Consider the following 14,702-nt stretch of genomic DNA (forward strand, 5'->3'; position numbering starts at 1 on the left):
GCTACTTTTGGTTTGTCGCAATTTCAAACCATCCCACTTGGTTTCCTCCAGACAGGTGGTTGGAAGCTTGCACTACTTCAATCGAACCGTCGCTTGCTACGCGGCCAATGGTAAACGCTGTTCCCTTCAATGGTTTGGGGAGGGCAACCTCAACCAGTGTGTTTGTATTGAGGTTGTAGGCGTAGAGTTTTGTCTGCGCGATACTGTGACCTTCGCAACATCCCACGGGCTTCCCATCTCCGCCCATCGCCTGCACATGATACTCTGCGATCAAAGTGTTGTTGTTGATCCATTCCCAGGTCTCAAATCCTTTTGTGCCATCGCCAGGCGGCTGTTTGGGTAGAGCGGTTCGCTGCTTCGTTTCAGGGTCGATCACAAAGGCGTTGCGATTGCCCGAAACGATCACCACCCGGGAGATGCCTGTCTTGCTCCGCATCGAGATGAATGGAAGCTCCTCCGTTGCCTGAAAGATGACTTCTCCCTTCAAGTTCTTGATCGCTCCCTTGGACGTGGGCTGGGTGTGCCAGACGTACTCAGACCGCGGGGAACTGTGGAGAGTGTTTGGATCGGTTTTCGCGGTCCGGGGAACGAGCTGGACAGCCGCTTCGGCTGCGCTGTTTTCAAGGTGAGCCGATGGTGATGGAAGGATGCCGGGATGGTTCTCGGCACGAAGGGCGTTCGACGGATCTGTCTCGTTGCGTTGTCTTTGAAAAAGTGCAAAGACAAGAAAGATCAAGAGTCCGAACAAAATAAAGGCAATGATATTCTTCTTCATGGTGTAGCTTCCGGCTGCGATTTGAGATCATGGATGATACCATCCCGCATGGCGTTGGTGATCGCCGTCTTAACTGCTCCCGCGTTTGGACCAGTATTCAGCAGGATGTCAACAGCGTCGTCAGTGGGGTCGGATGGCGTGTGTGCCCCGAAGTCAATAAATTCAACTTCACAATATCCTGCTCTCACCGGATGATAGTCGTTCTCGTTGCCCAGATAGGTGTCGGTGGCAACCGTCGTGTCCAGCAAGACCTCCGCACGGCGGTTGCATCCGGCATCGAAGGGTTGCATTGCCGTTACCATGCGGTCTAAGACCGCATCAATGAAATCAATATCTTCTTGCAAAGAGCCCGTCAAATTTGGGTCTTGTCGTACTTCCAGAGATCCACGAGCGGTATGTTGCTGCGATGCGTTGAAGTGGATGATGAATATTTGGTCTGCGCCATTGTCACGTGCCAGGTATGCCCGGTCACGGCCAGAGATTGCCGTGTCAGTGCTTCTGGTGATAAGCACCTTGAGGTTGAGGTGCTCGTTTTGCGCATGCGCCTCAAGTGAGGTCTTCAAGGCTAGGCCATAGCTAAGCGCCATCGTCTTCTCCATCACGCCACTTGGACTTGTGGCGTGGTTCCAGGAAGCCGAAGGAAAATCAGTTTGTGGAGTGCCGCCGTGGCCGGGGTCGATCACAATCACAGCTTGAACATCTAAATCACCAAGCTCAATTGGCGTTTGGGTTCCTTCAACCTGGATCTTGATGCGAGCCTTGTTAAAACCAATCGGCGGCAGATTGACCCGAATCGCGGTGAAGCCGTCGACGCCAATTGTCGTCTCCGCCTGTTCTTGAGAAATACGACTATACGAGTGCGCGCCATAGGCCGTTGATGCTTCAAATCGGTCCTGGTGGGTTGCTGCTGCCTCAGCCCAATCTCCTCGAAAACTTGGCTCGCTCTGCCCCTCTGGGGTAAATTTTGGATCCATAGACCAAGTCACCTTCTTGTTCTTCAACACTACGCCGACTCTCACTTTCAGTTCCCGATGGGCGATGCGGTTGGTGTTCGGTGCTTCCTCTACAGTTGGATTACTCTCAGGAAGCGATTTTGGGACTTCAGAACCAGTAATTTCATTGTTGTCCGAATCCCGAAGTTTTGGCGACAACTCGACTACATCTACTGGTACCAGCAGTACAGGCTCGAATTCCCCCTCCTCGCCCCGAAGGCCGACAGCGGCGATGACTCCGCTGGAGTTGATGTCGATCAGGCCAAAGCCGTTCCAGACAGGAGTTACCCCATCAGCTTCTTTCTCATCGACCAGGGAGACCATGGGCAGGGTTTGACCGTTGCGCCAGATGGAGCTGCTGCCGTTGCCGATGGCGATGCCCTGGCTGTTCATCTTGCCTCCTGGGATGGAGGTTTGCGTTGCCTCCCATCCGTACAGGCTCTTGATGTGGGAACTGGTGGCATAGGGACCGGAGGGGATGACAAGGATGGGTCGGCCCACGGTGCTTGTCGGAGGAGGTGACTCGATGATCTTGACGGAGTTGCCCGCGAAGCTCCCGGTCAGTGCCTCCAACGCGCCGGCGGGATTGATGAGGTGGAAGGCGGATCCCGCCTGGAAGTTGTTGAGGTCTTTCAGAATGCCAAAGCCGGAGCGGGTGGTGCCGCGCACTTCGTAACGGGTGCCGGATTCAACCTGACTGTCGACTTCCACCACGCTGCAGGCTCCCAGGACATAGGTGGTGTCCAAGGAGTATTCGAATACCTGCCCGTTGATCTGAAGCTCGGATTCGAGGGTGGCGACAAGGTGATTGGGGGTAAAGTTCGGGGTGAAGTCCGACTCTTCCAGGTTCCAGCTGAGTCCTCCGGGAAGGTACCGGGCGAGGTGGGTCTTCTCCAGGGAGCCTGACGTGGTTGTTTCATAGAGCTTCTGGCTGATGATCAGCTGCGGGGTGGCGGTGCTTGAGGCCCAGCGGACGGCTCCGGGGCCGTATTCCGGGTAGACGCCACAATCAGGCTGGCCCAGGGACGTGACCTCGCCGTAGATGGCGCCGGTATTGTCTAAACCTGTGACCACCTGCACCTTCCTGGTCTGGGTCTGGCTGGGAGCGCCTGGCTTTTTGTCGAGCAGGGCCACGGCAGTGTTGAGCTCTGTCCACGTGCCGTCCTTCCACACGGCAAACTGTCTGTCCACGGGATCGCAGGAGCATGAGTCCTCATCCTGAAATTCGCCAAGGACTTCGCTGTTGTCATTGATGAACTTGGGGCTCCAGACGCCGCCCAAGGGGATCACCAGATAGCGGCTTTCCGGAGCGCGCAGCCAGTTGACGACGGGATCATTGGGGTCGGCGTCAAGGGTGTCGTCCAGTCCGTCTGCATCGGTGTCGGGCGGAGGCGTCAGGTTGTTGGCCACAGGAGAGCTTCGTCTGGCCACCTCTTTTGCGGAGGCACCTTTGCTTTCTCTATCGTCAGACGTGGCTCTTGCGGCGGCCTTCTGCAGAGTGCCCGCTGCATCCGGGGCAGTGCCTTTTCCCGGGCTGCCCAGGTCGGCCACAAGGGGATCACGGCCAAGCAGATACTCGACGAAGTTCTCATGGCCGTCTTCATCGGGATCCGCGAAACTAACGGTGGGGTCCACCGGATCCAGCCCGTAGCGCAGCTTCCAGACATTGGGCACGCCGTCGTTGGCCCAGCTCAGGGCTGCGGCTCCGGAATCCCCGAGATCTTCTCCCGCCCAGTACCTTTCCGTGAGCGAGTAGCCGGTGCCTCCGGTGTCGCTGTCAGCGAAGAGGGGATCGGAGGTGTCGACACCGAAAAAGTCCACAATGACATCGGGAATGCCCGCGCCAGTGGTATCGGTGAGTTCATCGAGCGTCAGATAGCGTGGCACTCCGGCGGGGGTTCTCTTGAGGAGTTCGAGGAATGTGTATCCGAGATTGTAATTCGGATCAAGCCCCGCCCTCCATGCCAGCCAGTCATCAAGGCTGTCAGGCTCGTCGAGATACTTCTCATAGCTGGGCGTCCGTGCGGGCGGTTCAGTGTATCCGTGAGCCGGATTCCTTTTTCCTTCTCCGTGGCCCTGAGGCCCGAGGGGGCACATCACGGCACCTACCATGAAGAGGGTGTGAAGAACTGCTCTGAGTCGAAATGGAAGGGGCGAACAGACTGATGCCTTCAACATGGCCGGAGGGATTTAGTTCCGACCTCCCCTTGTGGAGTCAGCCAAATTAGCGTTATGTATATTAACTTGGTGTAGTATCAGTTGCTCCACTAAATTGTCAATGGCATGCAGGAAAATAAATCTTCTCCGATAACCGATGAGCCTTCCTTTTGAAGGAACTGGGAATTTTTCCATGCGGTCATTTCACTGCTCAGATTTTTTTGCGACGATGAACTATTGCGCCGTGGTTGGTTTAACCAGGAGATCGGAGGGGTATCCTGTCAGTTTCGTAAAGTGGCGGGTTCGGCAACTTATGCCGAAGCTGCGGCTCGTGCGTGGTGTTGTATTCCACGTGTCCCTGGCCGTGTGTACCGTGGGGGCTCTCGCTGACGATCCATTGCCGAATCACGGTTCCCATCAAGGAACTTTCAGGGGCGTCCCGTATGAGGCGGCGGTTTTGACGCCGGGCACGGGCCGGGTGCACTTTCCTATCAGCTCGGCCGATCCGCGGGCGCAGAAGTTTTTTGAGCAGGGGGTTGGTCTGCTGCATGGCTTTGGGTACTTCGAGGCGGAGCGTTCTTTTAAGCAGGTGATTCTGTTGGATCGAAACTGCGCCATGGGATATTGGGGCTGCGCCATGGCCAACTGGAGCAATGTGGACCGGGCTCGCAGTTTGATTGCCGAGGCGGCAAGGCGTCAGGATGGTGCCACGGAACGGGAGAAAGCGTGGATTCAGGCTGGGGTGGCGTACTTTTCACGAGATGCCAGCACCAAGCGTGAACGATGGACCATTCTCTTGGATGACCTTGAGGAGATCAGCCGGCACCATCCCGAGGATCTGGAGGCGAAGGCTTTCTATGTGTGGGCGGCATGGCGGGCAAGGGAAGATCGCGTGCAGGGTGTGAATACGAAGCGGGTGGAGCAGAGGTTCGCGGAAATCTTTGAAGCGGAGCCGGAGCATCCAGCACATCACTATTTCATTCACTGGTGGGACGGGCCCCAGGCGGCGCGCGGGCTGCCCTCGGTTGATGTCTGCGGCCCCTCGGCTGCCGCGATCGCTCACATGTGGCACATGCCAGGTCACATTTTCACGCGGCTGAACCGCTATGCAGAGGCTGCGTGGCACCAGGAGGCGGCGACCAGGGTGGATCATGCCTGGCTTTTGAAGTCGCGAATTCTGCCGGACCAGATCCACAACTATGCCCACAATTCGGACTGGTTGATCCGCAGTCTGGTCCGCCTGGGGCGCGCCGGCGAGGCTATGACGATTGCTCGCAATCTTATCGAGATCCCCCGGCACCCGTCTTACAACACGCCTCAAAGAGACCGGAGCACTTCTGCCTACGGTCAAAAATACCTCTGGGAGATCCCTCTTCAGTTCGAGCTCTGGGATGACGTTCTGGCGCTGGAGGGATCACCCTATCTCGATGCAGGGGCAGTATCTGGCGTGAGTGTGGAGCGGTGGCGGGCGCTGGGCGTGGCCGCCTTTTTCAAGGGGGACGAGTCGCGTCTTCGTCAGTGTCTGGCCAGGCTTCAGGATCAGCCGCCCGCCACGTCCGGTGCTACTGAAGGTTCGAGGTCGCAGGTGGCGAAGGCCCCAGCGGCAGCGGCCACAAAAAGACGCAAGACGGCTCTCAGTGAAGATCCTCCTGAGGACAGGGCGGCTCCTGCCATTGCGGAACTTCGGGCACTGGTTGCCATGAATGAGCAGCAGGATGCAAAGGTGGTGCTGGATCTTTTGGGCCGGTCGAATGACATCCCCAAAGAAAGGTTGTTGCGGTACCACCTTTTGCTTGAAGAGACCTCGCAGGCGCTGGTGTTGAGCAAGCAACTAGATGACGATGTCATAGGGCTGCATCTCAAACTGGAGGCTGTCCTAGCCTTCCAGCAGCAGGGTGAGGCGAAGGTGCTGTTTGAAAAGCTGCGTCATTCCGCAGCTATGGCGGATGAGAATCTTCCTGCGATCCGGAGGCTGGAATCCTTGGCCGGGGACTGGGGCATGTCTGGCAACTGGCGGATTGCCCCAGGGGTGGAAGGTACTAGGAAAAGGCAACAGGTGCCTGAATCGATGGGACCCCTTTACTGGAAGCCTGCCTCTGCGGCGCATCTCCGGCTGACGGATGCTCTGGGAAAACCGGTGGATATTTTGGAGGAGCACGCTGGACGGCCATTTGTGCTGATCTTCCATCTCGGCAGTGACTGCGCCCACTGCGTGGAGCAGTTGCAGGGGTTCACTGCCGTTTTGGAGGAGTACCAAAAATTGGGAGTGGATCTGGTGGTGGTGGGCAGCCAGCCATCGCTGAAGGCGGAGTCACCGGACAAGGCGACTACCATGACATTATTCACAGACCCTGGGCTTGAGCAGTTCAAGGCCTGGCGTTGTTTTGATGACTTTGAGAACCAACCGCTTCACGGCACCTTTCTCGTGGATGGAAAGGGCAATGTCCGTTGGTGGGATGTGGGGCGGAAGCCCTTCAGCAATGCGCGATTTCTACTGGAGGAGGGAAGGAGATTGTTGCGGTGGTGACGTGTTCCCTTTGCTGAATGTTATCTCCTGAATCCGATCAAAAATTGCTTCATTCCGGTAGGCCAGGGAAACCATCACCACGTCTCCTTGTTGGTGAAGACTTTGGAACTTCTTAATGAGATCAGCAACCTTGGCCACGTGATGCGCCTCGATGCCGCTGCGCCGGATTGCGCTGCAAAGGGCCCGGCTTGAGAAAGCGCGGGAGACCGGGGCGATTTCCAAGGGATCGGTGACCAGGGCCAAGTCCACCCCGGACAGCGCCCCGGGCAGGGCCGTCTGGTGGGGGCCTTCGGCACCACCGGTGTAGCGAGGCTGGAGCAAGAGCACGAGGCGACGCCGGGGAAAGCGGGCGCGCGCCGCTTCCACCGCCCCAGCCAGGGCGTGGGGGTGGTAGGCCTCCTCCTTGAGCACGGTGAGATGTGACGAGTTCACGAGGATCTCCTGCCGGCCTTTCACGGGCTGCCAGGAGGTCAGGGCTTGGGCGGCCTGGTGGAGGGGCACGCCTTCTTGCCGAGCCAGGGTGACGGCAAGGGCAGCATTGATAGCGTAGATTTTTCCGAAGGCGGGGAGGCTGAAGGTTTCCCCCATGAAGCGGAAGGTCTGGAGTTCGCGCCCCTGTCGCCAGCCAGTGATCCGGTGCTGGGCGTGTCGGCAGAATCCGACCGTCTCCGTGCCGGCGAGCTGGTGACGATCAGCGAGAGCGAGCGCTCCGGGGTCATCCGCGTTCAGCACCAGCCCTCCAGAGGGTGGCAGGAGATCGACCAAGGCCTCGAATCCGGCCCGGTAGGACCGCTCTGCAGGGAAGACCTCGACGTGATCCCAGTGTAGATTGGTCACTAGCACGCGATGGGGACGGTAGTGGAGGAACTTGGGGTTGAGATCACCCAAGCCGGAAAGGTACTCGTCGCCCTCCAGGACAAAAGGGCCGCTGCGGCGCTGACTGGAGTGGAACATTTTCCCAAGATTGGGCGACTCTCCAGCCACGAGGTAGGAGGGGTTCATGCGGGCCGCTTTTAAGATCCACGTCAGCATGGCCGTGGTAGTCGTCTTGCCGTTGGTGCCCGCCACCACGAGGTTCTGGGTGGTCTGGAGGAAGTACCTTTCCACAAAACCTGCCAGGGTGGACCAGGGGAGGCGGCGTTCCAACACGGTCGCGACCTCGATATTGGCCGGGCTGAAGTAGCTGCCGATCACCACGTGGTCAGGTGTGGGGGTGAGGTGGGCGGCGGAGAACTCGGTGTGGTAGGAGATGCCAGCGTGCTCCAACAATCCACCCATGGGCGGGAAAACGTGCTGGTCCGAACCGGTGATTCGGATCCCCAGTCGCGCCAATTCCATCGCCACCGCCCCCATGGCCCGCCCGCAGATACCGACAAAATGGACACGAGCGGGGAAACGGGCCGGTATTGTGCTGGAGGAGCGATTGGGGGTGGGGGAGGGCATTTTCTCAGGGAATTTAGCCCGCGGAGCCCCCGTCTGGCCAGTTTTTCGGCAGCTTTTCAGCGGTGCCCGGGGCGAAAAAACTTGCTTTCGACCCAAAACCCCCGAACGTCCCGGCCCGCTTCATTCCGGCCTTTAACTTCACGTTCGCTGCGGGGCCTCAAGGCAGGACGAACAGCGCCCCAGGCAGCCCCGCGGCGTTTCAGTGGCAACATTACAAACCCAAGAATAATACACATGAGCGCAACGCTCGCGGAGTTGATCGCAGGATCCTTCCGCACTCTTCACGAAGGATCCATCGTCAAAGGCCGGATCCTTGAAATCAAGCCCCAGGTTGTCCTTGTGGACATCGGCTACAAGTCCGAGGGCGCGATCCCCCACTCCGAGTTTGAAGACGAGGACATCCAGGTGGGTGACGAAATCGAAGTGCTTCTGGAGCGCCTCGAAAACGACGAAGGCATGGTCGTTCTCTCCAAGGAGAAGGCCGCCCACAAGCAGAACTGGGACAAGATTTACCGCGTCTTCCTCGACGGCGGTCTCGTCAAAGGCAAGGTCAAGAGCGTCGTCAAAGGCGGCCTCATGGTCAACGTGGGCGTCGAAGCCTTCCTGCCCGGCTCCCAGATCGACATCATTCCTCCCCGCGATCTCAACGAGTACGTGGGCAAGGTCTACGAATTCAAGATCGTCAAGGTCAACGACGAGCGCAAAAACATCGTGCTCAGCCGCCGCGAAGTTATCGAGGCAGAGCGCGCCGAACAGCGCCAGAAGTTCCTCGAGAGCGTCAAGCCCGGCGACAAAGTCGAAGGGATTGTCAAGAACATCACCGACTTCGGTGTGTTCGTGGACCTCAATGGCATGGACGGCCTGCTTCACATCACCGACATGACGTGGGGCCGCTTGAACCATCCTTCCGAACTCGTGGCGATCGGCCAGAAGCTGAACGTCCAGATCCTGGAAGTGAACCGCGAGAAAGAGCGCGTCAGCCTCGGTCTCAAGCAGATGCAGTCCAACCCCTGGGAAAGCATCGAAAACCGCTACCCCGTGGGTCAGCGCGTGCACGGCACCGTCACCAAGCTCGTCGCTTACGGCGCGTTTGTGGAAGTGGAAGAAGGCGTCGAAGGCCTCATCCACGTGTCCGAGCTCTCCTGGACCAAGCGTATCGCCCGTCCTTCCGACGTGCTTACGGTCGGCCAGAAAGTGGACGCCCAGGTTCTCGGAATCAACAAGGAAGAGCGCAAGATCTCCCTTGGCGTGCGTCAGCTTGACACCAATCCTTGGGACAACATTGATGAGCGTTTCCCGATTGGCACCAAGATGAAGGGCAAGGTGCGCAACCTCACAGCTTACGGCGCGTTCGTGGAGCTTGAGGAAGGCATCGACGGGATGATCCACGTGTCCGACCTCAGCTGGACCCGCAAGATCAACCACCCCTCCGAAGTCCTCAAGAAGGGCCAGGAAGTGGAAGCCACGATCCTTGAGATCGACAAGGCCAACCAGCGCATCAGCCTTGGTATCAAGCAGCTCGAAGGTGATCCTTGGAGCGAGATCGACACCCGCTTCAAAGTGGGCGACCTCGTCAAGGGCCGCGTGGCCAAGATCGCAAGCTTCGGCGCGTTTGTGGAACTCGAGGACGACATCGACGGCCTCGTGCACATCAGCCAGCTCAGCGAAGACCACGTCAACCGCGTCAAGGACGTGCTCAACGTTGGCGACGAAGTGGAAGCCCGCGTCATCAAGGTGGACAAAGTCGAGCGTCGCATCGGCCTGTCCGTCAAGGCGGTCAACTACGACGAAGAGTCCCTCAAGAAGGAAAGCCAAGCCTTCGAAAGCCTCCGCCCCAGCACCGACCTCGTCGGACTGGAGCAGGCCTTCAAGTTCGCGACGGAAGAATACCGTCCGGGCCAGGGTTAAGCTTGAGTTCGAGGAGAATTTATTCTCCATACATTTCATACAGATCTGCGGAGGAGCCCCCCAAAAGGGGCTCCTCTTTTTTACAGCCGTTCTGGGAATAATTTGCGATCCCTTGATGCCCGTTGGTGGATTCTCCTAGGTGGCCTTCACAGGGTCATTTTATGGTTTCCTCATGCAGCAAAGGGCGCTAGCTTTTAACCCCCATGTTGAGAAATTATTCCAGAAAAGCGTGCATGCTCGTCGCGGCCACAGTCGTGATGACGGGTGCGTCCATCATGTTGAATGACTATCGCAAAGATGAGTTCGTTGAAATTACTCCTGAAGAATCCGGGGCCGATGCGGCTGTGGATGCGGAGCATGAGGTGCAGGATGCGCAGCGCATCCAGGCGGCGGTGCGCGGACTCATGGTGAAGGCGAAGGCCTCGCTGGACACCCGCAAGGAGCTGCGGCCGTCTGGCAAGTCGGAGCGCGGCATCGCCTCCAGCTATGGCAATGGATTTAACGGCCGCAAGACGGCCAATGGTGAGATCTACAACCAGAACACCTACACGGCGGCGCACAAGAAGCTGCCCTTCGGCACGAAGGTGCTGGTGAAGAACCTGCGAAACGGGCGTGAGGTGGTGCTGCGCATCAACAACCGCGGGCCCTATGTACGGGGCCGCATCATTGACGTGTCCCTGAAGGCCGCCAAGGATCTGGGCATGCTCAAGGCCGGTGTGGTGCCGGTGGAGGTGACCGTGCTCGCTGAAGAAAAGCGCGTGTTGGCCTCTGTCGAATAGGGCTGCCTGTCACAATAATACCGAAACGCGGCACAAGGGGCGTTCAGTTGGCGCGGCGCATGGCGTAGGTTTCATGCGCTGCTCTGCGCCCTTATGAAACTGCTGCCTTGCCCCCTGCTATCAGGTACGATTGTGTTGTTCATTGCCGGTCTGGTGGCACCGGTTCACCGGGCATCTGCCGCCGAGCCTGCGGGAGGCATCAAGTCGGTCACGACACACCGGGAGGCCTATGGGGCGACCAAGGGCACGGTTGCGGTGGATCCTGCCAAGGATCTGCCCCGACTGCCTCCGGTGGAGCCGCAGAACGCTCTGGCCACCTGGCAGGTGAAGGAGGGCTTCAAGCTGGAGATCGCCGCGCATGAGCCGCTGGTGCGGGATCCCATTGCGGTCAGCTTTGACGAGCGCGGACGCATGTTCGTGTGTGAAATGATTGACTACTCGGAGCGTCGCGATGAAACGCCGCACTTGGGGCGCATCTCCATGCTGGAGGACAAGGACGGCGACGGTCGCTATGAGTCCAGCAAGGTGTTCGCCGAAGGCCTGGCCTGGCCCACGGGGTTGATCTGGGCCAATGGGGGGCTTTATGTGATCGCGACACCGGACATCATCCGGTTCGAGGACAAAGACGGCGATGGCCGGGCTGAAAAGCGGGAGGTGGTGTACACGGGCTTCGGCACGGGTCTCAAGATTCTGAACGTGCAGGGCATGGCGAACTGTCCGCAGTGGGGCATGGACAGCCGGGTGCACCTTCAAGCCGGCGGCGGGAACCGCGGCAAGGTGAAGTGCCTGAAGAGGCCGGACCTGCCGGAGGTGGAGCTGGGCGGGCGGGATTTTTGGTTCGATCCGCTAACTCATGAGTTCGGCCTTGAAGCGGGGGGCGGCCAGTACGGCATGAGCTATGACACGTACGGGCGCAAGTTCGTGTGCAGCAACAGCGACCACCTGCAGTTCTTTGTGTGTGATGACGCCTATGCCCGGCGAAACCCCTATTTCAATTTTCCCCAGGTGCGTCAGAGTATCGCGGTGGATGGTGGTGCGGCAGAGGTGTTTCGTCTCAGTCCAGATGAGCCCTGGCGCATCATCCGCACCCGCTGGCGTATCGCCGGGGTGGTGAAAGGGGCGGTGGAAGGGGGAGGTCGTGTGTCAGGCTATTTCACCGGAGCCACCGGCACGACGGTGTACAGGGGTGATGCCTACGGACCGGAGTTCGTGAACAACACCTTCACGGGAGATGCGGGTGGCCAGTTGATCCATCGCAAGGTGCTGCGGCAGAAGGGGGCGAGCCTGGAGGGCGAGCGCCCGGCCGATGAGCGGGGGCGCGAGTTTGCCGCCTCCAAGGACACCTGGTGCCGTATTGTGAACTTCGCCAATGCGCCGGATGGCTGTCTCTATGCCATGGACATGTACCGGGAGACCATCGAGCACCCCTGGGCCATCCCGGACGAGATCAAGCAACACCTGGATCTGAACAGCGGCAATGACCGGGGGCGCATCTACCGGATCACGCCGACCGCTGGACTGCCGACAGGGCAGCACCAGCGTGCGAATTTTGCCGGCATGGATCTCGCTGGTCTGGTGAAGAACCTGGAGCATGCCAACGGCTGGCATCGTGAAACGGCCTCCCGGCTGATCTATGAACGGCAGGACAAGGCGGTGGTGCCGCTCCTGGAAAAGTTGTTGATTGAAACCCAAAGTCCGCTGGCGCGGTTTCATGCCTTGTGGTTGCTCGAGGTCTTCCATGCCGTAGGTGAAGCGCAGGTGCTGGCGGCCATTCAGGATAAGGATGAGCATGTGCGGGAACTTGGCATCCGTCTCAGTGAGGGGCTGCCTCTGGAGGTCCGGGTGGGCAAGACGCTGCGCCAGCAACTGGCGGCGTGCGCGGAGGATTCCGCTCCGCGGGTGCGCATGCAGCTCGCCTTCACCCTGGGAAGTTATTTTACACCCGAGATGCTGGCGGGGCAGGGGCGGGAGACGAGCCGCACGTTGCTGGAGACCGCGTCCCGGTTGCTGGCGGAGGATCAGGATGACTGGACGTACAGCGCTTTGGTTTCTGGGCCTCCGGCGCTGGCGCGGGAGCTGTTTGGGAATGTGCGTGCGTCCACTCCCAATGGCATTCCTGAGTCCCGCATTGCAGAACTGGTGCAGGTGATCGCCGCCCGCCAGGAGCCTGAGGATCTGGCATGGCTCATGGAGAATCTCTCAAAAGGATCTGGCAGCAGCACGGAGCGGCTGAGAGCTCTGGACAAGGGATTGCGTCAGCGGGGGAGTTCGCTTGCGCAAAAGGATGACAAGGGTGTCTTCAAGCCCATCTTTGACCTGGCCGCCAAAGAGGCGGCGAATGCCGGGGCTACGAGTTCGAGACGTCACGAGGCGGTGACCCTGCTGGAGATGGCGCCTTATGCCCAGGCGCGCCCTGCCCTGGCGGCACTGCTGCAAAAGGATCAACCGGCGGACCTGCAGCAATCCGCTGTGCAGTCGCTGGTGCGCTTCAATGATCCCTCCGTGGCGGAAGTGCTGATCGAGGCGTGGTCGGGTCTCCAGCCCGCAGCTCGCGCGGCGGCGTTGGATGGCTTGTTGTCCCGTCCTGAGCGCATCCTGGCGCTGTACCAAAACATGGGCGGTGGCCAGCCTGTGCTGAAGCCGGAGGAACTCTCCAGCGCTCAGGTGCAGGCGCTCATCAAGCACACGAATCCCAAAGTGGCGGCGCTGACCAAACAAGTGCTGGCCGCAGTGATCCCCAAACCACGGGAAACGGTCATCGCGGAGTTTCAGCCCGCCTCTTCACTCAAGGGAGACGCCACGCGGGGGCAGTTGGTGTTCATGCAGCGGTGCTTCACCTGCCACCGGGCAGGGGGCCAGGGCTTTCAAGTGGGGCCGGACCTCATCACGGTGAAGGCCAAGGGACGTGAGGCGCTCCTCAGCGCCATTCTTGATCCCAACAAAGAGGTGGCTCCACAGTTCATCGCCTACACGGTGGAGACGCAGGACGGCCAGACTCTGGGCGGGTTGCTCTCCAAGGACGATACGACGGGGGTGACGGTGAGGATGACCGCCGGGGCGGAGGTGAATGTGGCACGTGCCCAGGTGAAAAAGATGTCGGCCGGCGGCCTGTCGCTCATGCCGGAAGGTCTGGAGGCGGGGATGGATGCGCAGGGGATGGCGGATTTGTTGGAGTTTGTGGAGACGCTGAAGTAGAAATTAGGAATGATGAATTAGGAATGGAGAATAAGTTCCTGGTTCTTTTGTGCGAGTTATCTCATGAACCCTCCGGGTTCGAGGTGGACTGGAGTTGGTAGGCGGGTTCAGCGGGCCTGAAGGGGAGGCAATGTCGTGGCAGAAGGGAATGTGCGTGCGCATGAGGAGACACAGGATGGGTCGAAACAAAATGAGGTCTGTGGATGACGCAGGCTCGTGCGTTGATGTATGAACCCAAAGAGATGGGGGATGGGGCGTGCCCGATGACCGGGCCTCGCCATGACCTCAAAGGGGAGTCGAACGGTTCCGTCGGCACCTCGCATGAAAAATGCTTCCTCCCGCTGAAAGGCCCGCGCGGCCCCAGCGTCTTTGTCACTCTATGAAATCCATCACTCTGCTCGTCACCGCCACCTTGCTCGCCCTTGGGCTGTCCGCCCAGGCGGAATCCACCCTCACGCTCAACGGCATCCACAACTGCTGCAAAGGCTGTGAAAACGGCATCACCAAGGCTATCACGAAGGTGGACGGCACCACGGCCGCTGTCACCAAGACCAGCGTGACCATCACGGCCAAGTCCAAGAGCGATCTGGACAAGGCGGTGGACTCCCTCCTGGACGCTGGCTACTACGGCGAAGGGGCCACCGTGAAAGCTGTGGCCGACAAGCAGGTGAAAACCGCCACCGTCAGCAGCACTCACCTCTGCTGCGGCAAGTGCGTGAAGGGCGTGGATGAGGCGATCAAAACCGTCAAAGGTGCCACCAAACACAACGCCACCAAAGGCGAAGACAGCTTCACGGTGGAAGGCGACTTCAATCTGAAAGACCTGCAGACCGCGCTGAACAAAGCCGGCTACAACGGCAAGATCGAGTAGAGAGTCTTCCAGAAATTAGGAATTAGGAATGCTGAATTATGAATGAGTGTCTTGA

The 14,702-nt window shown here is 59.2% G+C and carries 9 protein-coding genes; 6 read left to right on the top strand and 3 right to left on the bottom strand.

Annotated elements, in window-relative coordinates:
* Position 1 precedes the first annotated feature (1 nt).
* Entirely contained in the window at positions 2–775 is a 774-nt protein-coding gene (locus BV034_RS04275; RefSeq protein ID WP_050024469.1) for a hypothetical protein, read from the bottom strand.
* Positions 772–3,318 (bottom strand): N-acetylmuramoyl-L-alanine amidase, encoded by a 2,547-nt coding sequence (locus BV034_RS04280; RefSeq protein ID WP_265592612.1) that lies wholly within the window; start codon positions 3,316–3,318, stop codon positions 772–774. The genes BV034_RS04275 and BV034_RS04280 overlap by 4 nt, the downstream gene beginning before the upstream one ends.
* A 39-nt stretch (positions 3,319–3,357) precedes the next feature.
* Between BV034_RS04280 and BV034_RS35635 the strand changes: the two genes are divergently transcribed.
* Positions 3,358–3,933 (top strand): hypothetical protein, encoded by a 576-nt coding sequence (locus BV034_RS35635; protein WP_265592613.1) that lies wholly within the window; start codon positions 3,358–3,360, stop codon positions 3,931–3,933.
* Positions 3,934–4,237: 304 nt separating this feature from the next.
* On the top strand, positions 4,238–6,451 hold the full coding sequence (locus BV034_RS04285) for a redoxin domain-containing protein (protein WP_050024473.1): 2,214 nt from the start codon (positions 4,238–4,240) through the stop codon (positions 6,449–6,451).
* On the opposite strand, the gene BV034_RS04290 is transcribed toward BV034_RS04285, so the two are convergent.
* Entirely contained in the window at positions 6,416–7,894 is a 1,479-nt protein-coding gene (locus BV034_RS04290) for a Mur ligase family protein (protein ID WP_081887567.1), read from the bottom strand. The two genes, BV034_RS04285 and BV034_RS04290, sit on opposite strands and share 36 nt — an antisense overlap.
* A 234-nt stretch (positions 7,895–8,128) precedes the next feature.
* On the opposite strand from BV034_RS04290, the gene rpsA reads away from it, so the two are divergent.
* From rpsA to BV034_RS04310, 4 genes are all read left to right on the top strand, one after another.
* Positions 8,129–9,802: a 30S ribosomal protein S1 gene (gene rpsA / locus BV034_RS04295; protein ID WP_009958826.1), complete on the top strand. Its 1,674-nt coding sequence runs from the start codon at positions 8,129–8,131 to the stop codon at positions 9,800–9,802.
* Positions 9,803–10,035: 233 nt separating this feature from the next.
* Entirely contained in the window at positions 10,036–10,581 is a 546-nt protein-coding gene (locus BV034_RS04300; RefSeq protein ID WP_063768672.1) for a septal ring lytic transglycosylase RlpA family protein, read from the top strand.
* 93 nt (positions 10,582–10,674) lie between these two features.
* Positions 10,675–13,776, top strand: a complete 3,102-nt coding sequence (locus BV034_RS04305) for a PVC-type heme-binding CxxCH protein (RefSeq protein ID WP_050024476.1) — start codon at positions 10,675–10,677, stop codon at positions 13,774–13,776.
* Between the two features lie 379 nt (positions 13,777–14,155).
* The gene (locus tag BV034_RS04310; protein ID WP_050024477.1) at positions 14,156–14,647 is read left to right on the top strand and encodes a hypothetical protein; all 492 of its coding nucleotides are present in this window, start codon (positions 14,156–14,158) and stop codon (positions 14,645–14,647) included.
* Positions 14,648–14,702 lie beyond the last annotated feature (55 nt).

Source organism: Verrucomicrobium sp. BvORR034 (assembly GCF_000739635.1).
Taxonomy (GTDB): Bacteria; Verrucomicrobiota; Verrucomicrobiia; order Verrucomicrobiales; family Verrucomicrobiaceae; genus Verrucomicrobium.

Coding starts and splice junctions, on each gene's coding strand:
- BV034_RS04285 (WP_050024473.1), top strand. CDS start 4,238: ATGCCGAAGCTGCGGCTCGTGCGTGGTGTTGTATTCCACGTGTCCCTG.
- BV034_RS04305 (WP_050024476.1), top strand. CDS start 10,675: ATGAAACTGCTGCCTTGCCCCCTGCTATCAGGTACGATTGTGTTGTTC.
- BV034_RS04300 (WP_063768672.1), top strand. CDS start 10,036: ATGCTCGTCGCGGCCACAGTCGTGATGACGGGTGCGTCCATCATGTTG.
- BV034_RS35635 (WP_265592613.1), top strand. CDS start 3,358: ATGGCCGTCTTCATCGGGATCCGCGAAACTAACGGTGGGGTCCACCGG.
- rpsA (WP_009958826.1), top strand. CDS start 8,129: ATGAGCGCAACGCTCGCGGAGTTGATCGCAGGATCCTTCCGCACTCTT.
- BV034_RS04275 (WP_050024469.1), bottom strand. CDS start 775: ATGAAGAAGAATATCATTGCCTTTATTTTGTTCGGACTCTTGATCTTT.
- BV034_RS04290 (WP_081887567.1), bottom strand. CDS start 7,894: ATGCCCTCCCCCACCCCCAATCGCTCCTCCAGCACAATACCGGCCCGT.
- BV034_RS04310 (WP_050024477.1), top strand. CDS start 14,156: ATGAAATCCATCACTCTGCTCGTCACCGCCACCTTGCTCGCCCTTGGG.